Annotated in this window: 24 protein-coding genes and 1 pseudogene; 13 read left to right on the top strand and 12 right to left on the bottom strand. The window is 69.1% G+C overall.

Annotated elements, in window-relative coordinates; all coding sequences use genetic code 11:
• Positions 1-67: 67 nt before the first annotated feature.
• Positions 68-739, bottom strand: a complete 672-nt coding sequence (locus OG842_RS37320) for a response regulator transcription factor (RefSeq protein ID WP_266734503.1) — start codon at positions 737-739, stop codon at positions 68-70.
• Positions 736-1,908, bottom strand: coding sequence for a sensor histidine kinase (locus OG842_RS37315; RefSeq protein ID WP_266734505.1), 1,173 nt, complete (start codon positions 1,906-1,908; stop codon positions 736-738). Before OG842_RS37315 ends, OG842_RS37320 begins: the two co-directional genes overlap by 4 nt.
• A 124-nt stretch (positions 1,909-2,032) precedes the next feature.
• Here OG842_RS37315 and OG842_RS37310 point away from each other — a divergent pair, with 124 nt between their 5' ends.
• The 3 genes from OG842_RS37310 to OG842_RS37300 all read left to right on the top strand — a co-directional run bounded on the left by OG842_RS37310 (position 2,033) and on the right by OG842_RS37300 (position 4,716).
• On the top strand, positions 2,033-3,577 hold the full coding sequence (locus OG842_RS37310) for a hypothetical protein (protein ID WP_266734506.1): 1,545 nt from the start codon (positions 2,033-2,035) through the stop codon (positions 3,575-3,577).
• A gap of 192 nt (positions 3,578-3,769) precedes the next feature.
• Complete coding sequence (locus OG842_RS37305; protein WP_266734508.1) at positions 3,770-4,336, top strand: DUF4303 domain-containing protein; 567 nt, start codon at positions 3,770-3,772, stop codon at positions 4,334-4,336.
• Between the two features lie 38 nt (positions 4,337-4,374).
• A complete protein-coding gene (locus OG842_RS37300) occupies positions 4,375-4,716 on the top strand; it encodes a hypothetical protein (RefSeq protein WP_266734509.1) in 342 nt (113 codons plus the stop codon).
• Positions 4,717-4,764: 48 nt separating this feature from the next.
• On the opposite strand, the gene OG842_RS37295 is transcribed toward OG842_RS37300, so the two are convergent.
• Positions 4,765-5,409 carry a class I SAM-dependent methyltransferase gene (locus OG842_RS37295; RefSeq protein ID WP_266734510.1) on the bottom strand — a complete coding sequence of 215 codons (645 nt, stop codon included), beginning with the start codon at positions 5,407-5,409 and terminating at the stop codon, positions 4,765-4,767.
• Between the two features lie 146 nt (positions 5,410-5,555).
• Entirely contained in the window at positions 5,556-6,533 is a 978-nt protein-coding gene (locus tag OG842_RS37290) for a nitronate monooxygenase (RefSeq protein WP_266734511.1), read from the bottom strand.
• Positions 6,534-6,651: 118 nt separating this feature from the next.
• On the opposite strand from OG842_RS37290, the gene OG842_RS37285 reads away from it, so the two are divergent.
• Both OG842_RS37285 and OG842_RS37280 read left to right on the top strand, forming a co-directional pair.
• The gene (locus OG842_RS37285) at positions 6,652-6,822 is read left to right on the top strand and encodes a hypothetical protein (protein ID WP_266734512.1); all 171 of its coding nucleotides are present in this window, start codon (positions 6,652-6,654) and stop codon (positions 6,820-6,822) included.
• Positions 6,823-6,891: 69 nt separating this feature from the next.
• Positions 6,892-7,548, top strand: a complete 657-nt coding sequence (locus OG842_RS37280; RefSeq protein ID WP_266734513.1) for a class I SAM-dependent methyltransferase — start codon at positions 6,892-6,894, stop codon at positions 7,546-7,548.
• Between the two features lie 40 nt (positions 7,549-7,588).
• On the opposite strand, the gene OG842_RS37275 is transcribed toward OG842_RS37280, so the two are convergent.
• The gene (locus OG842_RS37275; RefSeq protein ID WP_266734514.1) at positions 7,589-7,957 is read right to left on the bottom strand and encodes a winged helix-turn-helix transcriptional regulator; all 369 of its coding nucleotides are present in this window, start codon (positions 7,955-7,957) and stop codon (positions 7,589-7,591) included.
• Positions 7,958-8,020: 63 nt separating this feature from the next.
• Here OG842_RS37275 and OG842_RS37270 point away from each other — a divergent pair, with 63 nt between their 5' ends.
• Both OG842_RS37270 and OG842_RS37265 read left to right on the top strand, forming a co-directional pair.
• Positions 8,021-8,737: a YybH family protein gene (locus tag OG842_RS37270; RefSeq protein ID WP_323185835.1), complete on the top strand. Its 717-nt coding sequence runs from the start codon at positions 8,021-8,023 to the stop codon at positions 8,735-8,737.
• Positions 8,691-9,683, top strand: coding sequence for a phosphotransferase family protein (locus tag OG842_RS37265; RefSeq protein ID WP_266734515.1), 993 nt, complete (start codon positions 8,691-8,693; stop codon positions 9,681-9,683). The genes OG842_RS37270 and OG842_RS37265 overlap by 47 nt, the downstream gene beginning before the upstream one ends.
• A gap of 102 nt (positions 9,684-9,785) precedes the next feature.
• On the opposite strand, the gene OG842_RS37260 is transcribed toward OG842_RS37265, so the two are convergent.
• From OG842_RS37260 to OG842_RS37245, 4 genes are all read right to left on the bottom strand, one after another.
• Positions 9,786-11,048: an MFS transporter gene (locus OG842_RS37260; protein WP_266734516.1), complete on the bottom strand. Its 1,263-nt coding sequence runs from the start codon at positions 11,046-11,048 to the stop codon at positions 9,786-9,788.
• A gap of 11 nt (positions 11,049-11,059) precedes the next feature.
• Entirely contained in the window at positions 11,060-11,752 is a 693-nt protein-coding gene (locus tag OG842_RS37255; RefSeq protein WP_266734517.1) for an ArsR/SmtB family transcription factor, read from the bottom strand.
• A gap of 198 nt (positions 11,753-11,950) precedes the next feature.
• A complete protein-coding gene (locus OG842_RS37250) occupies positions 11,951-13,447 on the bottom strand; it encodes a S1 RNA-binding domain-containing protein (protein WP_266734518.1) in 1,497 nt (498 codons plus the stop codon).
• Between the two features lie 157 nt (positions 13,448-13,604).
• A complete protein-coding gene (locus OG842_RS37245; protein ID WP_266734519.1) occupies positions 13,605-14,888 on the bottom strand; it encodes an alpha/beta hydrolase family protein in 1,284 nt (427 codons plus the stop codon).
• 251 nt (positions 14,889-15,139) lie between these two features.
• Between OG842_RS37245 and OG842_RS37240 the strand changes: the two genes are divergently transcribed.
• The 3 genes and pseudogenes from OG842_RS37240 (at position 15,140) to OG842_RS37230 (ending at position 16,738) form a co-directional block, all read left to right on the top strand.
• On the top strand, positions 15,140-15,742 hold the full coding sequence (locus OG842_RS37240; RefSeq protein ID WP_266734520.1) for a dihydrofolate reductase family protein: 603 nt from the start codon (positions 15,140-15,142) through the stop codon (positions 15,740-15,742).
• Between the two features lie 332 nt (positions 15,743-16,074).
• A pseudogene (locus tag OG842_RS37235) lies at positions 16,075-16,326 on the top strand (GDSL family lipase); the annotation flags it as partial.
• 52 nt (positions 16,327-16,378) lie between these two features.
• A complete protein-coding gene (locus tag OG842_RS37230) occupies positions 16,379-16,738 on the top strand; it encodes an SGNH/GDSL hydrolase family protein (protein ID WP_266737402.1) in 360 nt (119 codons plus the stop codon).
• Between the two features lie 88 nt (positions 16,739-16,826).
• Here OG842_RS37230 and OG842_RS37225 read toward each other — a convergent pair whose 3' ends face one another.
• Complete coding sequence (locus tag OG842_RS37225) at positions 16,827-17,735, bottom strand: hypothetical protein (RefSeq protein ID WP_266734521.1); 909 nt, start codon at positions 17,733-17,735, stop codon at positions 16,827-16,829.
• Positions 17,736-18,043: 308 nt separating this feature from the next.
• On the opposite strand from OG842_RS37225, the gene OG842_RS37220 reads away from it, so the two are divergent.
• A complete protein-coding gene (locus OG842_RS37220) occupies positions 18,044-18,397 on the top strand; it encodes a hypothetical protein (RefSeq protein ID WP_266734522.1) in 354 nt (117 codons plus the stop codon).
• A 125-nt stretch (positions 18,398-18,522) separates the two neighbouring features.
• The gene (locus OG842_RS37215; protein WP_266734523.1) at positions 18,523-19,050 is read left to right on the top strand and encodes a GNAT family N-acetyltransferase; all 528 of its coding nucleotides are present in this window, start codon (positions 18,523-18,525) and stop codon (positions 19,048-19,050) included.
• Positions 19,051-19,176: 126 nt separating this feature from the next.
• Here the strand turns inward: OG842_RS37215 and OG842_RS37210 are convergent, their stop codons facing one another.
• A complete protein-coding gene (locus OG842_RS37210) occupies positions 19,177-19,644 on the bottom strand; it encodes a hypothetical protein (protein WP_266734524.1) in 468 nt (155 codons plus the stop codon).
• Positions 19,645-19,953: 309 nt separating this feature from the next.
• Positions 19,954-20,448 (bottom strand): MarR family winged helix-turn-helix transcriptional regulator, encoded by a 495-nt coding sequence (locus OG842_RS37205; RefSeq protein ID WP_266734525.1) that lies wholly within the window; start codon positions 20,446-20,448, stop codon positions 19,954-19,956.
• A gap of 192 nt (positions 20,449-20,640) precedes the next feature.
• Between OG842_RS37205 and OG842_RS37200 the strand changes: the two genes are divergently transcribed.
• On the top strand, positions 20,641-21,447 hold the full coding sequence (locus tag OG842_RS37200; protein WP_266737245.1) for an SDR family NAD(P)-dependent oxidoreductase: 807 nt from the start codon (positions 20,641-20,643) through the stop codon (positions 21,445-21,447).
• Positions 21,448-21,508 lie beyond the last annotated feature (61 nt).

The raw sequence follows: 21,508 nt of genomic DNA, 5'->3' as shown, positions 1-21,508 counted from the left end.
TCGGTGGCGCCCGGTCGTGCCGGGGATCCACACGTCGCCGCGCAGTGGCAGATCCCGCCTTGTCGTGTCAGGGGGCCGGAGCGCCGGCGATGCGATAGCCGACCCCGGGTGTGGTCGTGATGACGGGCGGGCCGCCCAGCTTGCGGCGCAGTCGGCCGATGGTGACGGTCACGGTGTTGGTGAACGGGTCGGCGTTCTCGTCCCACACCTGTTCCAGGAGGCCCTCGGCGCTCAGGAAACCGGGGGCGGCGCGCAGCAGGGCCTCCAGGACGGCGAACTCCTTGACCGACAGCTCAAGCGGACGGCCGTCGCGGAGGGCGGTGCGGCGTACCGGGTCGAGTTCGAGGCCGGCGGCACGTAGCGTGCGCGACCGGGCGGCCGGTCTGCGGCGGGCGAGGGAGTGGATGCGCAGGATCAGCTCCGGGAAGTGGAAGGGCTTGGCGAGGTAGTCGTCGGCGCCGAGGGTGAGGCCGCTGACCCGGTCGCCGGGTGCACCGGCCGCGGTCAGCATCAGGACCATCGGGCGGTCGTTCCGCTCGGTGATCATCTGGCAGAGCGTGTCGCCGTGGATCCCGGGCAGGTCACGGTCGAGGACCACGACGTCGTACGCGTTCACGTCGAGCCTGGCAGCGGCGGCCAAGCCGTCGTGCGCGACGTCGACGGCCATTCCCTGGTCCCGCAGTCCCTCGGCCACGACCTCGGCGAGCGACCTCGCGTCCTCCACGACCAGAACTCTCACCGCTTCACTTCTCCTCTCCGGAAACCGACCGCCGTCGGCATCGCCGCCGCGACACGCAGGCCGCCCTCCGGCCGGGCCAGCAGGGTGAGACGGCCGCCGTGCGCCGCGACGATCGCTGCGACGATCGAGAGTCCCAGCCCGGAACTGCACTCCGGTCCCGTCCGGTCGGCGCCGAGACGCTCGAACGGCTGCGTCAGCCGGTCCACCTGGGTCTGGTCGAGAACGCGCCCACCGGTCTCGACGACGAAGTGTGCCCCGGTGTCGTCGCGTTCGGTGGCAACCCGGATCCAGCCGCGCTGCTCGTTGTGCACGATCGCGTTGTCGACGATGTTCTCCACCATCCGGGACAGCAGTGCCTGACTGCCCCGTGTCCAGGCGTCCCGCCCGACGGTGTCGTCATCGACGGTCAGCTTCTTCGCGGTGATGTCTCCGGCTCGTCCGGTCAGCGCCCCCCGCGCCAACTCGCCCAGCGATACGGGGGTCCGGTCGGCGAGGGTGCCGTGTCGGGCCCGGGCGAGGACGAGGAAACCGTCCAGCAGGTGGTCCACCCGGTCGAGTTCGGTCCGAAGCCGGCCCACGAGCGCGACGGTCTGCGCCGCGGGCTCGGGTTTGGCGGCGGCGACATCCAGCGAAGCCCGCATCGTCGCCAGTGGCGTGCGCAGTTCGTGCGAGGCGTTGCCGACGAACCGGCGCTGCGCGACGAATGAGGCTTCGAGTCGCTCCAGAAGGCCGTCGACCGTGTCTGCCAGCTCCTTGACCTCGTCGACGGGCCCGGCCACGGCAAGGCGCTGATGCAGGTTCTCCGCGGTGATCCGCCGTGTCGCCGCGGTGATCAGCCGCAACGGTCGCAGGACACGGCCGGCCAGGATTCGGCCGAGCAGGAGAGAAACGCCCGCCATCACCAGCAGCGCGATCAGCGAGCCGGCCAGCAACCGGTGGCTCTGCTGCGCGTGCACGTCCGCGAGTCGCCGCGCCAGATCCTGGATCTGCTGTTCGGCGGCGGCGAGGTCTGACGGGCCGGCCGGGGGCTGTTCAGGAGCGGCGCTGGACACCCGGCCACCGGACATCAGGTACGTCAGGGCGAGCAGCACGATTCCGGACCCGAGGAACCCCGCCGCGTACAGGATCGTGAATCGCCGTCCGACGGTCCAGCTCCATGGCTTTCCCACGTTCTCTTCCTCCTCATACCGCTGCGGGTCCGGCAGCCGGACCCAGACTGCCCCACGGCACCTAACAGCGGGATGACAGAGGCGGTTCGGACCATGTCATGGGCCGAACCGTAGAACCGATGCCATGCTCACGACCAACGAACTACTTCGACAGGTTCGACAGGAGTGGATCAGGTTCCGGCGTCCTGGCCGGCTGATCGCGATGGCGGCCGCGGCTCTGGTCGTCGTCGCCCTCGGTCTGCTCCCCGCGTTCGGCAACCACACGTCCTGCGACGGCCCGTGCCCGGCCGGACCGACCGGGCCGGACGGCTCACACGTCAACGACCAGTTCTCCTTCCTGCATCGCGATCTGGGCGAGAACGGCAGCATCACGGTCCGCATGACATCCATGACGGGCACGATCACCTATCCGCCGCCGGACCATGACCGGATCGTCCCGGGCCTGGTGCCGTGGGCGAAGGCCGGGATCATCATCAAGGACGGGATCCGCCGGGGGTCGTCGTACGCGGCGTTGATGCTCACCGGCAGCCACGGCGTGCGGATGCAGTACGACTACCGACATGACATCGCAGGCAGCCCCGGCGGGGTCTCGGCCGAGTCGCCCCGGTGGCTGCGGCTGACACGGTCGGGCGACTCCGTCACCGGCTACGAGTCCGCCGACGGCCGGCGGTGGGCGAAGGTCGGCACGGCGCAGCTGTCCGGTCTGCCCAGGACCGCGCAGGTCGGCCTCTTCGCCACCTCTCCCGGAGATCTGACACTGCGGCCCGTCGGCCTCGGCGGCGCCACGGAAGAGGTGCGTTTCACTCAGGCCGGCGGTGCCTTCGACAACGTCGTTCTCAGCAACGTGCCCTCCTCCGCCGGGGGCTGGCGCTCCGACGCCGTCGGGGAAATGAACCGGACCGACTGGGAGAAGTACCACAAGGCATCCGGGGCGGTGGTGGACGGCGGCACGATCACCGTCACCGGCACCGGCGACATCGGGCCGGGAGATACCGAGGGAGGTGACCGCCCGGTGGAACGTACCCTCGGCGGTCTGGCCCCTGGGCTGCTCATCGTGGTCGTGGTCGCCGTGCGGTTCGTCGCGTCCGGGTCCCGCAGCGAGCCCGCGCGCGGTGCCCCGGTCACCCGCCGGGGGCTCGCTGCGAAGGCGGCCGTCGTCGGAGCCGTCACGTTCGTGACCGGTCTCCTGGCCGTGGGGATCGTGATCCCGGTCGGCACGGCGATTCTGCGCGAGTACGGGACCACCGTCATCGCGGTGTCCTCGCTCACCGGCGTGCGGGTGGTCGTCGGGACCGCCGCTGTGCTCGCCCTCGCCGCCGTGCTCGCGCTCGCGCTCGGCGCCCTCCTTCGCCGCATCTGGCTCGCGGTCCTCGCCGCCGTACTGGCGATCGTGGTCCCGTACGCCGTGACCTCCGTCCCGCTGCTGGCCGACGGTCTCTCGCGGTGGCTGTTGCGGGTCACTCCGGCCGCCGGCTTCGCCACCCAGCAGACCCTCGTCGAGTATCCGCAGGTCACCGCCCACTTCGTACCTTCCACCGGATACTTCCCGCTTCCGTGGTGGGCCGGGATCGCCGTGTTGTGTGCGTACGTGGTGGTGTTCCTGGGCCTCGCTCTGAGCCGCCTGCCGCGAAGCGACGGGCGGGCCGGGCAAGCGGGGCGCTGGAGGTGACCGTCGGCGGCACGGGGCCACGTACCGGAGTACGCCGGAGGAGAACTCGGTGTCCGGCTCCGGGCCGCCGGGGCGGATCACATTCCGCCGGAAGTGTCGCTCGCACTCGGCCGGTCCGAAACTGTCGCCGCTGTCGCGCCGAGGACGGCACACACCGGCCGATGCCTTCACCACCCCTGGTAGGGTCCACGGATGCGTTTTGACTGGGCCGGGCTCGAAGCGGCGATACGAGAACAAGTCGTCGGCTTCGTCCTCCGTATGTGTGCCGAGCATCCCGACGAGCACATCTACGGCGCGGCTGTCCATGAGTTCTACGCCGAGTCCGGCGGCACCATCGCCTGGACGCTCGTCGGCGTGGCGAGCGAGGAGAGACTCGCAGCGGCGGCGTCCGGCCCGCTCGATGCTCAGGCCTTGCGGTGGAGCCCGGCGGACTGGCCATGGCAACTCGACCCGGGAGCGGCCGAGGAGGAGTGGGCCTCCCGGCTGGAGGCAGCCGCGACGGCCGGGGACGGCCGGCACTGGGAATCGGTCCACCAGCGCTACTTGCGTACCGCCACCAAGGCCTGCACGGCAGCGCGGAAGCAGTTGGTGGCCGACGGGGTGGTGGGCAAGGATTTTCTCGTCGTCGCGATGGACGAGGCGTGGGAGCTCATACCCTTGAGTCCGACCCGGGCGCAGGTACGTCAGCATTTCCCCGAGCTGGACGCCGAACTGTGCGAGGCGGACCGACTGGCCGCGTGCCTCCGGAACAGCGGGTGAACGAGCTCGTCGCCATCGTCGAGTCACACAATTCGCCGTTGCCCTCCGAGCCGGCGGTGGAGTCGCTCCGGGCACTCGGTGCGCTCGCCGTTCCCGCCGTGCTGGCGCGTCTGGACGGTTCGCGTTCGCCCGACAGATGGCTCTGGGCGAAGCTCCTGGCCGACATCGGCATCGCATCGGCCGAGGTGTCCGACGCGCTGGAACGAGCCATGACGAACAGACACCTCGGCGAACCGGACCGGGCCTGGGCCGCGGCAGCGCTCTCCGGCGCACCGCTGGACGCGGAGCAGCATGAGCACTACACCGCCCGGCTGCGGCACCTGCGTCAGGACGACCCGGATCCGTCGGTACGCAATGCGGCGGCCGCACTCGGCGGATGACCGTGCACGAACCCGGGGTCCGTCCGGTGGCGGGTAACGGAGCAGCCCTCAGGACCGGCGACGTGCAAAGAGGACAGCTCCTGGCCGGCTCTCGTCGAGATCGAGCAGCCATTGGGCCTCGACGGTGAATCCTGCATCGCGCAGCCAGTCCGTCATCCGGGCAGGCTGCCGTCGATGGACGTGAACGTGCATCGGGTGGCCGCCGTAACCCTGGGTCTTCAGTCGCGACTCGTCGCCTACGTGAAAGCCGAGCAGCAGCGGTCCACCGGGGCGCACGACCCGTCGGAAATGGCCGAGGACCGCAGGGATCTCGTCGTCGGGAACATGGATCAATGACCAGAAGGCGAGCAGAGCGGTGACGGAGGCGTCGGCGAGGGGGAGGTCCGTCATCGTTCCCACCTCGAACCGCAGGTCGGGGTGGTCGCTCCGGGCCACGTCGATCATCCCGGGCGACAGGTCGATCCCGAATGCGTCCACACCCAGCTCATGCAGGTGAGCGGTGACATGCCCGGGTCCGCAGCCCACGTCCGCCACCGGCCCGCCGCCGGCTGCATGAACCATGTCGGCGAACAACGCCAGTGCCGCCCGGAGGTACGGCTCTCCTGCGATGGCCTCGCGCAGTTGGTCCGCGTAGCTGACCGCGACTGTGTCGTACGAACTCCGGGTATCTGCCAACCATCCGCTCACACTCATGCTCCGACACGGTAGTCGACCAACTGCGCGATGTTGTACTGACGGCCGCCGGAGCACGAGGCACAAGGCGGCCTGGCCCCCGCGTGGTCAGCAACAGCATCCATGTCTCATGGTGCCCCCGAACCGCCAGTCCCAGAACGCCCCGCTCAGCCGCGCCTGCCTGCCCGGGACAGTGCTTGCTCGGCCTGTGCGGCCAGGGTGCCGACCAGGTCGAACGCGGACGGCAGGTCGTCGATGAGGTCGATGGCCTCGCTCGCCCACCGGGGCAACGGGGGGATCTCGCCTCGGACCACGGCTTCCTGGTACGCCTGTTGGGCATGCGGGGCAGCCGCGAGCTCGTCCTCCCGGCCCCGCCATGCGTCGAGGTAGGGGTGGCCGAGAGTGCGGGCGGTGTACTTCGACGGCCACCGCGAGCTGCGGGCAATGTCCAGCACCCTGTTGCGCTCGGTGTCCTCCCCGCGTCCCTCAACGATCGCCTGGGCGGTCCCTGGAGCGATCAGGGCCTCGGTCGTGGCTTGGAAGCGGGTGCCGATCAGCGCTCCCTCGGCCCCCAGCGCCAGCGCGGCGGCCACACCGCGCCCGTCGGCGATCCCACCTGCCGCCAGTACCGGCACCGGCGCCGCCAGGTCCACCACGGCGGGGACGAACGGCAGTGTGGAGCGCCCGTTCCGGGCTCCGTGTCCGCCGGATTCGGTGCCCTGCGCCACGATCACATCGGCGCCCAGGTCCACCGCCCTCCGGGCCTCCTCCATGTCGGTGGCCTGAATGATCAGCACCGCGCCCGCGCTGCGGATGTGCTCCACGAACGGACTCGGATCACCGAAGGACAACATCACCGCAGCCGGCCCGTGTTCCAGCGCTCGGGCCACCACTGCGACGTCGATCGCCCACGCCTGGAATCCTATGCCCCACGGCTTCCCGGCGGCCTCGTCGACCAGGACAGGAAGCTCGCGGGCCAACCAGTCCTGATCGCCGTTCCCGCTGCCCAGCAGTCCGAACCCGCCGCCGCGCGATACCGCCCCCGCCAGAGCTCCACCGGCCGACCCGCCCATCGGGGCCAGCGCGATCGGAAGCTCCACACCGATCATTTCCGTGAATGCCGTCGACAGTCCCATCAGTCCCATGGCTTCAATCCTCACCCGTCTGTCCTGTCGGCAAACGGCGCCAAGCCGTACGCCGGAAGCGAATCAAGTGGGGTCAAGCGGATCAGGCGGATCAGGCCGAACTGGCAAGTTCGACGAGGTGCGCGTCCGGGGCCCCGGCCGTGTGCGGGTGCTCGCTCTCCTGGAGCCGCACCGCGAGGCGACGCGGACTTCGTGGCTGGCGGCGCCACTCGACGCCTTCGCGGTCGCCGATTTCGACCTCGACGGGTTCGTCACCGGCCTCCTGGACACGGTGTACGGGACCGCGTGAAGGCGCCCGCCCCCTGTGCCTGCGGATCGGTGGTTTCGCAGGCGGCTGAGGCTCTGATGGACTCATGTGATGACGACACCGCTGCCCCGCATCGTGCGAGCACTCGAGCAGTTCCACGCCACCCACCCCTGGGATCACAACGCCCACTACCACCGATGGATCCTGCGCCGGCTCCCCAGGCGTTTCGACAGCGCCCTGGACGTCGGATCAGGCAGCGGTGACCTCGCCAGGCTCCTGGCCTCACGGGCCGGAGCAGTGCACGGCATCGACGTGGACCCCACCATCCTCGCTCGCGCGCGCGAGCTCACAGCCCCGACCGCCCCGGTGACCTTCTCTGTCGGAGACGCGCTGAAGGAGGTACCTCCCGGCCCCTACGACGTCATTACCTGTGTCGCCACCATCCACCACATGCCGTTCAGCGACGCCCTCACCCACTTCCGACAGCACCTGGCGCCCGGCGGAACTCTGGTCGTCGTCGGCCTCTACCGCCCGCAGTCCCGGAGCGATTACCTGATCGATGCCGTCGCCATCCCGTCGAATGTCGCCATGGCCTGGATCAAGAACAAGGGCCGCAAGGCGCCGCGACCAGCCTCGATGACCGCCCCGACCCGACCGGCGACCACGACCTTTGCAGACATCGTCCGCGACGCCCGCCAGGCGCTGCCCGGCGCACGGCTGCGCCGACGGCTGTTCTGGCGCTACACGCTGGTCTGGCACCAGCAGTAGGCGCTCGGCCTCACGGCTCGGCCGGGTGCACGCCGCCGTCTCAGGCCGGGGCCTCGGCTCCCCAGTCCCACAGGGCTTGGAGGACCGGGCCGAGGCGGTGTCCTCGCGGGGTGAGCGCGTGGCGCACTCGCGGAGGCCAGCCCGGGTGGCGGTCGCGTTCGACGACTCCGGCCTCGCCAAGTTGTGCCAGCCTGTCGGACAGCACCTTGTCCGACAACGTGGGCAGGGCCGCGCGCAGCTCGCTGTAGGAGCGGTCGCCGCGCAGCAGCTCGCGAACCACCAGCGTCGTCCAGCGGCCGTGAAGGGCCGCCAGCGTGATCTCCACCGGGCAGGCGGGATTGGGCACCTCGATGTTCGCGTATGGGTCCTCGGGCAGCCCTGCCGGGTGACCAACCGTTCGGTGAGTCACGAGATCGCCTCCTAACGTGTGGAGCACCCTATTCTCCCCGCAACGGAAGGACATCTGTCGATCATGCGGGAACTGGCCGATCGGCCCGAAGACGTGCCCGCAGTGTTCGCCGAGCGGTTCAACAGTGGCGATGCCACCGCGTTGGCGGAGGTCTACGAGGACGGGGCAGTGCTGGTCGAGCAGTCGGGAACGCCGGTGACCGGCCCGGCCCTGCTCGCCGCCAATGGCCGTCTGCAGAACCTCGGAGTCCCCGTCTCGGTCCGTCCGCGGCACGTCTACCGCAACGGAGACCTGGCGCTGCTGATCGTGGACTGGGCCATCGACGGGACCGACCGTGACGGCGAGGCGGTGCACGTCGAGGGCACAGCTACCGATGTCGCCCGGCGGGGGCCGGACGGCCGCTGCGGTACGCCATCGACAACCCCTTCGGTCTCCGTTCGCAGCAGGTCCCCACCGAGGACGCCGCAGATCCGACGTCCTGAAACAGCACAGCTGGTCAAGCGTCTGCTGTCGGCAGGCTCCGAGCAGACGACTTCCGAAGTCTGCGCGTCCACCGGGACCGTGCGGCCAAGGCCCTCGATCGAATCGGTCGGCCGAGCCAGTCTCCGGACGCCCCCGGAGGCATCACCACCCCGCGCGAAGACGCCTTGCGGACCCACGAACAGATGCTGCTGCTGGAAGTGGAGAATCTATCCAGTGGGACGCGCGGCGTCTTCCTGTGTAGCTTCTGCGGATGAGGCAATTCGCGGACACCGAAAACCTGTCGGAACTCGTGCGTGATGCGCTGGGAGCGGGACGCCGCGTCATCTCGGTGGACCGGTTGCGTGGGGGAAGCCAGAAGGGCGTGTACCGGGCCCGCCTCGATGGCCCCCGTACGGAGAGCGTGATCGTCTACAGCTGGGCCGAGGACGAGAACTACTGGCCGAGCACAGGAGAGGCCGATCCCTCCGATCCCTTCGCGCCCGCGTCAGGAATGGCCCAGTTCCTGACCGCACAACGGACCTTGCACGGTCTCGGGGTACGGGTTCCGCAGGTGCTCCTGGCGGATGGCAGCCGATGCCGCTTTCCGGCCGATTTCGCCGTGGTCGAGGACGTTGCCGGTGGCACGCTCGAAGCCTTCTTCGAGACGGATCCCGAGCGCGCGGCAGGGGCCCTCGGCGGCCTTGCCGAGATGCTCGGCGTGATGCACCGTGACCGGTCCCGGGACTACGGCGGCGTGGACCTGCGGGAGCACGGCGACTGCGTCTCCGATGTCCCGTGCGAGCGACGGGTGCTCGACCGTGCCCTGGGGCACCTCAAGGAGGCGGCGGCGCGTGACGGCAGCATCGCGGCGGCCGAAGCCGCTTTGCGCGACCGTCTTGAACAGCTGGCGGAACGGGTGAGCCCTCGCCAGGAATACGGCCTGATCCACGGAGAACTCGGACCCGACCACGTCCTGGTGGATGTCGACGGGCACCCCGTCCTGATCGACATCGAGGGCCTGATGTACTTCGACATCGAGTGGGAGCATGTATTCCTCCGGCTCCGCTTCCGTGAGCGGTACGCCGCGCTGTCCCGGCCCGATCTCGATCCCCGACGACTCGACCTCTACATGCTCGCGATGCGGCTGTCACTGGTGGCCGGCCCGCTGCGTCTCCTCGACGGTGACTTCCCCGGTCGGGCGTTCATGCAGGGAGTCGCTGTCCACAACGCGAAGGAGGCACTGGCGCTTCTGCCGCAGACGTAGCCCTCGGGTATGTCGGGCCACACGGATCACTCAGCTGTTTCCCCGACTCAGTCGGCTCACAGTGATGTGTGTTCCTGCCGGGTTCAATGGGGATGAACTTCCCTATCTTTTAGGGTAGTTGCGGCCTGTCGGCGCGGCGGACCCCGTCGTCGCCGGCCGGAGTTCGGCGCGCCGTAGCACGGGAACGGCCAGGCCGAGCACCCCGGCGGACAGGCAGATCGCGCCGCATCCGGCGAAGAACGCATCCGCTCCCCACAGAGCCACCGTCACGCCGACCGCCGGGAAGAGCGCGGGCGCGAGGCCCAGTGTGCACAGTGTCGTGACCGAGGTGACCCGGCCGAGGTATCGCGGGTCGGTCTCCGTCTGGATCAGGGCGCCGGTCACGACCGCGGTGAGCCCGCTGGTCAGGCCGATCAGGGCGCCGAACCCCACGGCAGCGGGCAATGAAGGGGCCTGCCCCAGCGCGACCGCGCCCGCAGCTGTCCCGAGCAACGCCCCGGACATCGCCAGCCCGGCACGTGGGATCCGGGGCGACACGGTGAGAATCAACCCCGCCGCCGCGCCTCCGACGCTGAACGCACTCGCGACCCAGCCCATCCCCGACGCGCCCCAGCCGCGTTCGTCCGCCAGGAGCACCAGGCCGGTGGCGACCGGGCCGCTGAAGCACATCTCGCTCAGCCCGATCACTGCGACCAGGGACGCGAGCGTCCGGTGGCGGCGGACGTATCGCAAACCGTCACCCAGCTCACGCCAGGCAGAGGCTCGCCGAGGAACCTCCGTCGGGGGCGCGATCCGCACGGTGAGCAGAACGGCGAGCGAGCCGGCGAAGAGTACCCCCGCGGCCGTGAACGCACCGGCCGCACCGCCGATGGCCAGCACCACCCCCGCCAGGAGCGGGCCGACCGCGTTGCTCAGCCGTATCGACAGCCCGCGCATCCCCTGGACCCTGGCGAGTTGCCCGGGCGTCGTGATGCGCGGCGGCAACGCACCCACCGCCGGCATGAACACCGCGTCCACCACACCGAAGATCAACGCCACCGTGGCCAACAGCCAGACACCCGGCGACGCCGACACGACTGCCGCGGCCACGGCGAGGATCACCACGCAGCGGACCGCATCGCTGACCACAGCGACCCGGCGCGGCCCGAACCGGTCGGCCACCACGCCCCCGCCGAGCATGAAGACCGCCCGGGGAAGTGCCCCGGCCGCGACCACCAGGCCCGCCTGCGACGGCCCGCCGGTCCGGGTGGCAGCCCAGGACAGGGCGAGGAAGTACACGACGTCGCCCGTCACCGAGGCGGTGTACGCGGCAAGCCAGCGAAGGACGTTGACGTCCCGGTGAGCGGGCCGCGCGAACGCTGCCATGCCGTGCGTACTCACGCGTCACCGGTCGGTCGCAGGGCCGCGCCGGGCACCGGAAACGCCTGCACTTGCAGCACTATCGGAGAGAAGCCTTCAGGCGCCCCGCGCACCTCGGTCGCTTCAGGTACTTCGGGTGCTTCCCCGGCTCCGTGGCGGTAGCGGGCGATCACCTCGAAGAGCTCGGACCTCATCCGGTCCACGTCGCCGGGTGTCAAGTACAGGAGGAAGTCGCTGTAGACGGTGACGTCGAGCCATTCCTGAGGAAGCAGGGCCACCTCCTGCGCTGCCCTGCGCAATCGGTCCGCAGCGGCTGCGGCGACTGCCTGCGTGTATGCGCGTCCGGCCTCGCGTTGCTCCGCCGGCGCTGTCGCAGGCTCGTGGATCGACTGGCGATGAAGGGATTTCCACCATCGTTCCCGCCCGGTGCCCCGGCCAGGCTCGTCCACGATGAGTCCGCCCGACGCGAGGCGACGCAGGTGGTAGCTCGCCGCACCGGGGTTGATGCCGAGTTCCTCCGCGATGCGGGTGGCGGTGGAAGGACCGCGCTCACGCAACAGGGTGAGCACGTTCAGGCGCAATGGATGAGCAAGTACGCGCAGGGCTGCGGTGTCGAGTTCGATGTCCCGTTCCGACGACTCGATGTCTCGGTCCGAGAACTCGGCCGAGGCAGCGGAGGAAGCGGCGGATGCGGCGGAAGAAGCGGCCATGCGCCAAAGATAGACCTACAACAATTGTTTCGAAAGAGATGTTGTGAACAATGGCATGCCAAGCCGAAGCTATACTGAATGTCCGTCAACTTTGCTGGCACCGGCTGAGGTTGGCCATTCGGTCCCGACGCTCCCGCAACGCACCGGCTGGCTGTCGGTGACGTGGTTCCGGCAGTCAGGATGCCGCCGGCCGATACGTCACGAACCGGCAGTAGGGGCCTGAGCGAGCGAAAGGAGAATGCGGCGGCCCGGGAGGTCGACGTCTGCGATCTCCACGGTGAGGATGTCGCCCACTCGAACGGCGTTCTCGGGCCGCTCGACGGGGGTGTCGGCCGGCTCTCCGATGCGCACCAGTCCCTGGAAGCCGTCCTCCCGGTCTTCGACGCGGACGAAGAACCCGAACGGCACGATGTTCGTGACCGGGCCGGTGACCACTTCCCCGATCCGCTGCGCCACCTGCGGCCACGGGTCCTCCTGCGCCGCCTTGAGCGACAGCGCAACTCGTTCCCGGGCCATGTCGACGTCGAGCACTTCGGCAGTGATCTCCTGTCCGACACCGACGACGTCGGAGGGATGGTTGACGGGGCGCCAGGACAGCTCCGGAATGTTGATCACCGCGGTGAAGCCGCCGATGTCGACGAACGTGACGCCGAAGTCGGCAATGCACGTCACGGTGCCGGTGACGAGCTGACCGCGCCGTAGGGTCTTCAGGACGGCCCAGTCCCGGTCGCTGGGCGTCGGTTCGGTCTGCCAGCGAGCACGTAGGGTGCCGTCGCTGTCGGGCAGCACGGCCGTGAACAGCGGGTGGCGCTCATCGATGCTCACGGGTACGACGGCCGCGGAACGCGCGTCGGCGATGCGAAGGGTCACTGCCCCGAACTGGGTCTCGTCGGCAATCGTGGCGTTGATCCGGCCGTTCACGTCCTCCCAGAGGATCTCCACCGTGCCCTCGTCGGGCAACGCGGCCACGGCCTCCTCGACCTCGATGAACAGGTTCGGCCAGACTGCCAGCTGGGCACGAGGAGCGAGTTGGGCACGCACGGTCTCGATGTTGTCGAGTGTGAGGCGGTGCCAGCGCGACGCGTTCTCGACGTAGGTCTCCTCCAGAAAGGTTGCACGATGGGAGCTCACCACCCATCGCAGGCGGGCCCAGAAGTCGGCGTCGGCCGGGCGCTGTACGTGAGGCTCATCGGGGACGAAGTCGTACGGCGACGCGTCCAGGCGTTCCGGGAACAACCCGAGTGAGCGGGTACGGGCCAGCGCCGCTTCACAGGGCCGGCTGCTGCCCACGTAGACGTACTGGTCCCAGCCGACGTGCACCGAGAACACCCCGTCGACCTCCAGGCGGCACCATGCTCCGTTGTCGCGGAGCATGGCCCGGACGAGTTCCAGGCCGACCTCGACCGGCACCGGCGTACCGTCGTGGAATCCGGCGAGGTCGTTCGGGAAGAGGCCCGCCAGTCCGTGGCCACCGACCGGCGGCTCCAGGCCGAAATGGGCGAACCCACCGATCTGCGGTTCGCGGACGGTCAGTTGGTCGATGCCCATGTCTTCGGCGAAGGCGGCTACTGCCATGAGGTAGGCGGCCTCGACCGGTCCGTGGTCGCTGATCTCGGACTCGGCGCCGATGTAGTGGCCGTGCTGGTCGCGGTCGGCGGGGTCGTATTTGGTGACCCGGTAGACATGAGGCAGCACGTCACTGCCTGCCAGGGGGCGAAGGCGATGCTGGGGACATGCCTTCAGCGTAGGCCGGTCTCCCCCTCTCTTGCGCGAAGGGCCTCTCCCCCATGTCGAAGAGGCCGTTCAACGTCTTCGCCGGGGCGGCCCCGGCGAGGGGTCGGACGCGGCCGTCTCAGTCGACGTCAGTCGTCTCGTCGAAGAAGCGGACGATCCGTGGCAGGGCCTGCCTCACCGAGTTGCTGTGGTCGTAGTCACCGACGTCCGTGAGTCGGTAGTCGGCGCCGTTGTCCCTCAGCTGTTGTGCACAGTACTCGGAGTGGGAGTAATCGACGTCCTGGTCGCCGCGGGCGTGGAAGAGGCTCACGGGTACGTTCGGCTTCCAGTCACAAGTGGTGTCCAGCGCGTGCAGCCGGTGCTTGAGGACACCGCTGGGTCTGCGGATCCTGTCCAGGAAGTCTTCGGTGAACAGGTCCTTGGACGCGGGCGGGAGCGCACCGGCGATCTCCTCTGTCGTGTGATCACCGTCGAAGAGCCCCTCCACGATCCGGTCGTAGGGTGCGCGGAAGACTTCGCTCGGCGAGCCGTAGAGGCCGTAGGTCTTGTTCCACGCAGTCGCGAAGTAGGCGAGATAGAGGCCGGACTTGGCGATCCTGTCGTCCGCCGCAGCCGCTTCGAAAGCAGACAGATGGAACGGACCGGCGACCGGGGCGACCGCCCCGAGCCGGAAGTACCGGTCGGCTCCCTCCTGGAGGGCCCGGCCGACGAGCATGGTCGCGGGCCCGCCTTGCGAGAACCCGCTGACGTGGACCGTGCGGTCGAGTTTCCGGCCGTCTCGATGGGCGAAGGTACGTGCCGCGCGCAGCCCGTCGACGGCGGCGGCGACGGTGGCCCGTGGATCGCCGTACGGGTGGAAGCCCTCGCCCGCGCCGAGGCCCACGTAGTCGGGCGCCGAGACCGCGCGTCCGGTCGACGCGAACAAGTACGCCGCCAGCCTGTCGTCGGAGGCGGGGTCCTCCGAGGCGACGTCCTTGCGGTAGGCGATGGTGCCGTGCAGCCAGGAGACGGTCGGCAGATGGCGGTCGAAGGTCTTGGGCAACACGAGAAGCTGACTCGCCGTGGTCGGCTCGCCCGCGCTGTTCGTGGTGCGGTACACGATCTGATAGGCCGTCACTCCGTATCGGACCCGGGAGGAGTCGATCTTTCCTTGCAGCTCCGCGGCTACCTGTTGCGTCGTCAGATCAGCTGACCGGCGGAAGGAGACTACGGCTCCGGATTCTGCCGTCCGGGTGGAGGAATCGGCGATCGAGGTCGGCGGGGTCGCAGTGGGCCGGGTCCGTGTGTCTACGGCAGAGGCCACCGCCGAGGTCGGCGCGGCCAGGGCCGCCCCGCTGCCGAGGAGGGCCGCAGCCACGCCTACCAGCAATCGGGGCGAGGTGCGGAAGCGATGTGAAGTCATGTGTGGATCTTGTCTGTTGACGGGTTCGCAAGAACATGAGGCCAACCGCCCGATCCGCGTAGGGCCGGCCCTACAGGGACTCCCTAGGGGTTTACGTATGGAGGGCAGGCACGGGGCGCCGGTCTCGGGCAGCCCTTGCTCCGTGACAGGCACGTAGTGATCATGGGACTCCAGGCACTTGGCTGTACGGCTCGGTCCACTGCACACCGATTGCCGATCGCCACTGCCAATCGATCAACGGAAGGTCGTCCGTGCGCAAGCTTGTGTACTACATCGCATCCACTCTCGACGGTTTCATCGCAGGACCAGATAATTCCGACCCCACCGGTCCGGACGGATTCTGGCCGATCCCCGAGGACTACATCCAGCACCTCGTCGCCGAGTACCCGGAAACGCTCCCTGCCCCGGCGCGTGCCTCGCTCTCCATCACGGCAGACGGCACGCATTTCGACACCGTCCTCGAAGGTCGGCGCTCCTACGAGATCGGCCTCAAGGCCGGGCTGACGAATGCCTACCCGCACCTGCGCCATCTGGTGTTCTCCAGGACGCTGACCGAGAGCCCGGACCCGGACGTGGAACTGATTGCCGACGATCCGGTCGCGACGGTACGGGAGTTGAAGCAGCAGAACGGCAAGGACATCTGGCTGGTCGGCGGTGCCGAGCTGGCCGGAGCTCTGTATTCCGAGATAGACGCGCTGATCATCAAACTGAGCCCCATGACCATCGGCTCAGGAATTCCGCTCTTCTCCCACAAGGCGGTGTTCGACCCCCGCACCTGGGAAATCACCGACCACACTGTTCTGAAGTCCGGGGCAGCGTTCCTCACCTACGCCCGCAGAACCCCCAGCGCGTAACTGCTCGATTGCAGGTACATCTCTGGCCCAGCCCGGCTTGTGGACGTACGTCCTGTGGCTTCGACCTTGGGGTGGGCCGGAGCTCGCCCCGGTCTCGGCGAGTCGGATTCCTTGGCCGCAGTCGACGGGGCGTTGTCGATCTTCCTCCTTCATCGTCTTGTCGATCCGGCCCGCGTGGGCAGAACGCAGAAGGTTCCCCGCCATGGAGGCGTGGTGTCGGCGGTGCGTCGGAGGGCTGTCGGTCCGATGTCGACGGGGCCTGGCACCTTTCGAGAGGTCCTGCCTTTCCTCTCCTCAACCGAGTTCGGCTCGCCCGAGTCCAAGGAGCCCACATGTCGATCACTGTCCGGCCGGGAAGCACCGTGATGTTCACCGGCGATTCGATCACCGACTGCCAACGGCGGGAGAGCGAAGACGGTTTCGGATACGGCTACCCGCTGCGCGTCGTGGGCGAGTGGGGACTCCGGTACCCGGACCGGCCCGTGACCTGGCTGAACACCGCGAACGCGGGCGACAAGGTGCGGGACCTCGAAGCCCGCTGGAAGACCGACGTACTCGACGCGCGCCCGGACGTGGTGTCGATCCTCGTCGGGGTCAACGACATGGGCTGGCACACACTGGACCCGAAGGGGGTACGTGATCTCGGCGGAGGAGTTCGAAGCGGGCTACGACCGCCTGCTCGCGCCCCTCGCCGAGGCGGGCACGCAACTGGTCCTCATCGAGCCATTCCTCCTGCCGATCAACGGTGTCATCGAGGCCGGTGCCGCACTCATCGGGGAGGAGGAGCGGCGGCAGTGGCGCACCGACCTGGACCCGAAGATCCAGGCCGTGCGCAAGCTGGCCGGCGCGTACGACGCCCATCTGCTCGCCGCCGACGGCATGTTCGCCGGGCTCGCCGCGCCGAACGGCCCGGAGTACTGGGCCGCGGACGGTGTACACCCGACACCGGCCGGTCACGCCGCACTCGCGGCGGCCTGGCTGCGCCTGGTCACGTGACCGGTCGGCGGTATCGGTGACGGCCAGCTCATGCGCGAAGTCGGCCATCAGCTACACGTTCAGGGGCGAGCTGCGCATCGCTCCGGAGTCAGGCTCCGCAGAACGGCATGGTTCGCACATAGCCGCCGAGGTTCTCGTCGTCGGTACCCAGAAGTGTGTCGGAGGAGCCGGGCAGACATTCCACCGCCTCGATCTTGTACCGCGGGAAGGTCCCCAGCACCGTCGGATTCGCCGCAAGCCTGACCTGTACCCGGCCGGTGGCCGACACGGTCACCCGGCCCGCGTCACTCACCGCGGAGTCGAACGGGCCGTCATCACCGGCGTCCGCCGCCGAGCTCACGATGATCCGGCCGGAACCGGTCACCGAGATATCGGAGATGTGCCGAGTCCCCTCCCCGGTCGGGTACGCCGCCACGTAGGACCGGCGCGTCACGGCACCGAACTGCGGCTGCCCCCACGGGGCGAACGACAACCGCGAGGCGTTCAGCGTGGCGGGACGAGCCGCACCGGCTCCCCGGTCGGCCCACAGGGCGGCAAGTTTCCCGTTCTGAGCGACAAGCGCGAAGCTCTCGAAGTCATCGCCCTCGCCGATCCCGGGCAGTGGCGTGTAGTCGACAACTTCCGCTGTGGAGCCGGTGACCTTCAGCCGGTAGACGATGCCACGGCTGGCGAGCGCCAGGTACTCCCCGGGCATCCCTGGGATGGCCTCGACGGCCTCCAGGTCGACGGGTTCCGGCCCGTCCCAGATGATCGGGGAGACGTCGTCGGATCCCTCCCGGTGGGTGATCCGGGACAGGCGCCGCTCCCCGGACCGCTTGTTGTCGTGCACAACCAGCGCGTACACCCCTTCTCCGTCCGCGGTACGGCCCTCGTACGCGAGACCGCTGACTCCGCTGCGGGCGTCACCACCGACCTTCTGCCATTCACTGCCGTCCGCACCGGCCGAGGCGGTGCCGAGCGTCGTCAGCAGGGCGGCCGCCGCGGTGATACAAACCATGCGCTGCAACATCGGGAGTTCCACTGGGAGTCGCTCGCCTTCTCTGTCCGACGGACGCGAGGTCACGCGCCGGGCGTCAGGTTATTGATCATCGTGAGCGCGGCCCAGCGACGCTTACTCCATTTGCCGGAGCGTGAAGTCGGACTCGGTGGGCATGCATCACGCGTCGCGCGCCATTCGCCATATGCCGTGCGTCGTGCGTCGTGCGTCGTGCGGAAACGACGTGGCAGTCCGACTTGGCGTGCCGGTATCGTCCGGTCGCACGACCAGCCGTTCCGGCGGCCGCCGACCCTCAGAGAGCGATTCCCATGATCAGCCGGCATGCAACGACGACCTTGTGGCGCCCGACCGGCCCCAAGGAGCTGGATCTGGTCCGGGAGCTGAACTGGCGTGCGTGGCCGCCCCGCCTTCCCGAGCAGCCCATCTTCTACCCGGTTCTCAACGAGGACTACGCGATCCGGATCGCCCGGGACTGGAATGTGAAGCACGACGGAGCCGGGTTCGTCACGCGTTTCGAGGTCGAGTCCGAGTTCCTGCGCCGCTACCCCGTCCAGCAGGCCGGCGGGCGGACGATCCTCGAGTTGTGGGTGCCGGCCGAGGAACTCGACGAATTCAACGCCCATATCGTCGGCGAGATCCAACTCGTCCACGAATTCCGCTAGGGCCTGTACGGCGGATCACGGCCGGGGTCGCCCGCGGCCCAGCCCTGGAGGTCGTCGCCGTTCTCCGAACTCCACTGAACGATCCACCAGTCGGCCTCGTCCGCGGCCGGTGCGAGGATTGCGGGATGAACGATCTGCGCTTCCGGCTCGCCGGTGACACCGACCTCCCCGCTCTCGTTCGTCTGCGCGACGACGCCGCTCGCTGGATGCTCGCCCAGGGCATCAACAACCAGTGGCAGCCCGGCGAGCTGGACGAGGAGCATTTCCGCCGGGTCATGGCCGGTGGTGAAGTCTGGATCGCCGAGACCGACGGCCGGGTGGCCGGGGCCTGGGAGTTGTGGTGGACGGACGAGGATGCCTGGGGGCCGCAACCGCCCGTGGCCGGCTATGTGCACCGGTTGATGGTGGACCGCAGCAGCGCCCGTCCGGGTACCGGGCGGCTGCTGCTACGAGCTGTGGAGCAGCGGGTGGCCGCGGCGGGACGGGCGTTCGTCCGTCTGGACTGTCTGGCCGGGAATGCTCGTCTGAGCTCCTATTACGTGAAGGACGGCTACCGGATCGTCGGCCACAAGGCGGGCAAGCCGCAGCCGGGCGGTGTTCCCAAGTCGTTCACGCTCCTCGAGAAGGACCTGCAGACCGGCCGCGAGCGCTGAGCAGCCGGAGCCCGACCTGCCGAGGACGACCTTGGCGGACGTTTCGGGAGCGCGCGGTCGGCGTCGGGACGGCTGCCTGCGGCAGGCAGGCAACCGCCTCGGCCGGTAACCGCTTTCGCGAGCCGCTCAGCGACGGAGGACGTAGCGGGTCAGGCGGGAGCGTGCGCCCCGGCGGCTGACGCCGAGCGCCTGGGCGACGGTGTCCCACTCCGGCCCGTCCGCGGTGTCGAGGCTGTACACGGCATCCTCCGCGACGCGCTGGGTCATGCGTTCCAAGGTGGCGGCGGCCCGGATCGCGGCCAGTGGTTCGTCGGTGATCAGGGCGGTGAGACGTGTCTCGACCTGGTCGAGGAGGGCGGTGAGGTCCACCGGCAGGGAAACGGTGCGCGCCTGTACGTCGTTGATGTGGGCGTCCCAGTCGCCTTCCGGGCCGCTGGTGTCGTACGGGTACGGATTCCGCCGCTCGACGGCTTCCCAGTCGAGCAGGTAGCGAGGTGTGCCGCGCCAGCCGCACGAACACGCGCCGCGCAGCTCGGTGGCGACCGGAGCGCCGAGCGTGCCGTCGTACACGTACCAGTCAGTGCTCCGGTGCACCGTCGGCCCGCTTCCGGTGTCGAAGTACACCGGGCCCGGCTCGGTGCCGTCGGCCGGCAGGTCGGCCCTCGTGCTCGTCGCCGAACTCTTCGGTCTCCCACATGCCGGACTCCTCCCCCACCGGAACTCCGGTGAGTCTCGAACGGCCGGCCCGGACGGCGCACCCGAAGTGCCGCTCCGCTCACTGGCCCGGCCGGCCTGTCGACAACCCTGCCCGACCGTGGCTGCTCCGGCGGGCGAATACCCGAACCGGTGAATCCGTCCATCGCAACTGGTCCGGATGGGGCGGGCGTTCGGTTTTCTGTCCGGTCAGTCCGTGGCCGAGGGGATGTCGGACCGGCCCGTGCGGGACCAGGTGAGCCCTTCGAGCTGTTCGATGCTCTGGTTGAACTCCACCAGCAGGGTGAGGAATTGCGCGGTTCGCTCGCCCGTCCACCCGGACGCCTCGATGAGGCGCGTGGTGCCCGCTCTGCTGATGGCGCGATCCTTCTCCAGGCGTTCCAGACCGAGTGCGGTGGGACGGAATTTGCGGGCCATCCCTCCGTCGGGATCGGGGATGCGTTCCACCAGGCCGTTCCGGAGCATCGCGCTGACCTGGCGATTGATGGTGGAGACGTCGACCTGGAAGGTGTGGGCCAGTTCCTTGAGCGTGAGCGGTTCACCGACTTCCAGCCGGGTGAGCAGGACATAGGCCGAGCGTTCCAGGCTCTGGCCGATGCGGGGACCCCGCGCGGCGATGAAATGCCGGGACAGCAAGGTCAGCTCCCGCTCCAGATCGCTCAGCCGGTGCTCTTGCTCGCTCATGTGCCTGGTCCTCTTCCACCGTGGGTTCCCACTCATCATCGCGCATGTCAAGCCCTGTCACTGCTGCCCCCACGGCGCACGACGGACCATGTTTGTTCATTGTGCACATAATATGCATCTTGCATATTATGTGCATGGTGCCCATCGAGCAGCCCTGCGCAGCCGCACAGCCATACACGGAAGGACATGATCATGGATCGCCTCAAGGACAAGGTCGCGGTCATCACCGGCGCGGGCAGCGGTATCGGAAGGTCCGCCGCCGAACTGATGAGCCTGCAAGGGGCCCGTGTCGTGGTCGCCGACTTCAACACCCAGGGCGCCGAGGAGACCGCCGAAATCATCGAGGCGGCGGGCGGACGGGCGCTGCCGGTCACCGTGGACGTCACCGACGAGGGCTCGGTCGCCGACATGGTCGCCGCGGCCATCAGTGAGTTCGACGGCCTGCACGTCCTGTGCAACCACGTCGGCGGAACGAACCCGCGCAAGGACCTGGACCTGCTCCGCATGGACATGGACGAGTTCGACCGGGCCGTCGCCCTCAATATGCGCAGCACCCTGCTGGGTGCCCGGCACGCGGTGCCCCACGTGATCCGCGCCGGTGGCGGATCCGTCATCAACACGGCATCCGTCGCCGCGCTCGTCGGCGATGTCCTGCAGACCTCCTACGGTGCCGTCAAGGCCGCGGTGGTCAGCATCACGAAGTCGATCGCCGTCCAGTACGGGCCGCAGAACGTGCGCTGCAACGCCATCGCCCCCGGTGCGGCCATGACCCCCGCTCTGGAGAACAACCTCCCCGAGTACGTCGTCGAAGCGCTGCGGAAGGGCAACGCACTCCCGTACCTGGGCTCTCCCGAGGACATCGGCCACGCCATGGTGTTCCTCGCCTCCGACGAGTCCCGATACCTCACCGGCCAGCTCCTCGTCGTCGACGGCGGCATGAGCATGCAGTCCTCCGCGGCCCCCGGGCGGCGCGCCATGCTCCCCGGAGCCGCTCGTTAGAATCGCGGCCGGTCGTACCGCCGCGGCTGATCGCGGCTGCCGCGGCCGGCCGGTGCTGCTG

The sequence above is a fragment of the Streptomyces sp. NBC_00376 genome, assembly GCF_036077095.1.
GTDB lineage: Bacteria > Actinomycetota > Actinomycetes > Streptomycetales > Streptomycetaceae > Streptomyces.
The sequence above is the reverse complement of the archived record's forward strand: the minus strand, read 5'-3'. Positions and strand labels throughout refer to the sequence as shown.

Excerpts from the sequence above, each read along its gene's own strand:
- OG842_RS37260 (WP_266734516.1), bottom strand. The coding sequence starts at position 11,048 with ATGGCAGCGTTCGCGCGGCCCGCTCACCGGGACGTCAACGTCCTTCGC.
- OG842_RS37265 (WP_266734515.1), top strand. The coding sequence starts at position 8,691 with ATGAGGCAATTCGCGGACACCGAAAACCTGTCGGAACTCGTGCGTGAT.
- OG842_RS37220 (WP_266734522.1), top strand. The coding sequence starts at position 18,044 with ATGATCAGCCGGCATGCAACGACGACCTTGTGGCGCCCGACCGGCCCC.
- OG842_RS37270 (WP_323185835.1), top strand. The coding sequence starts at position 8,021 with ATGCGGGAACTGGCCGATCGGCCCGAAGACGTGCCCGCAGTGTTCGCC.
- OG842_RS37200 (WP_266737245.1), top strand. The coding sequence starts at position 20,641 with ATGGATCGCCTCAAGGACAAGGTCGCGGTCATCACCGGCGCGGGCAGC.
- OG842_RS37280 (WP_266734513.1), top strand. The coding sequence starts at position 6,892 with ATGACGACACCGCTGCCCCGCATCGTGCGAGCACTCGAGCAGTTCCAC.
- OG842_RS37310 (WP_266734506.1), top strand. The coding sequence starts at position 2,033 with ATGCTCACGACCAACGAACTACTTCGACAGGTTCGACAGGAGTGGATC.
- OG842_RS37295 (WP_266734510.1), bottom strand. The coding sequence starts at position 5,409 with ATGAGTGTGAGCGGATGGTTGGCAGATACCCGGAGTTCGTACGACACA.
- OG842_RS37245 (WP_266734519.1), bottom strand. The coding sequence starts at position 14,888 with ATGACTTCACATCGCTTCCGCACCTCGCCCCGATTGCTGGTAGGCGTG.
- OG842_RS37290 (WP_266734511.1), bottom strand. The coding sequence starts at position 6,533 with ATGGGACTGATGGGACTGTCGACGGCATTCACGGAAATGATCGGTGTG.
- OG842_RS37255 (WP_266734517.1), bottom strand. The coding sequence starts at position 11,752 with ATGGCCGCTTCTTCCGCCGCATCCGCCGCTTCCTCCGCTGCCTCGGCC.
- OG842_RS37225 (WP_266734521.1), bottom strand. The coding sequence starts at position 17,735 with ATGGTTTGTATCACCGCGGCGGCCGCCCTGCTGACGACGCTCGGCACC.
- OG842_RS37215 (WP_266734523.1), top strand. The coding sequence starts at position 18,523 with ATGAACGATCTGCGCTTCCGGCTCGCCGGTGACACCGACCTCCCCGCT.
- OG842_RS37305 (WP_266734508.1), top strand. The coding sequence starts at position 3,770 with ATGCGTTTTGACTGGGCCGGGCTCGAAGCGGCGATACGAGAACAAGTC.
- OG842_RS37205 (WP_266734525.1), bottom strand. The coding sequence starts at position 20,448 with ATGAGCGAGCAAGAGCACCGGCTGAGCGATCTGGAGCGGGAGCTGACC.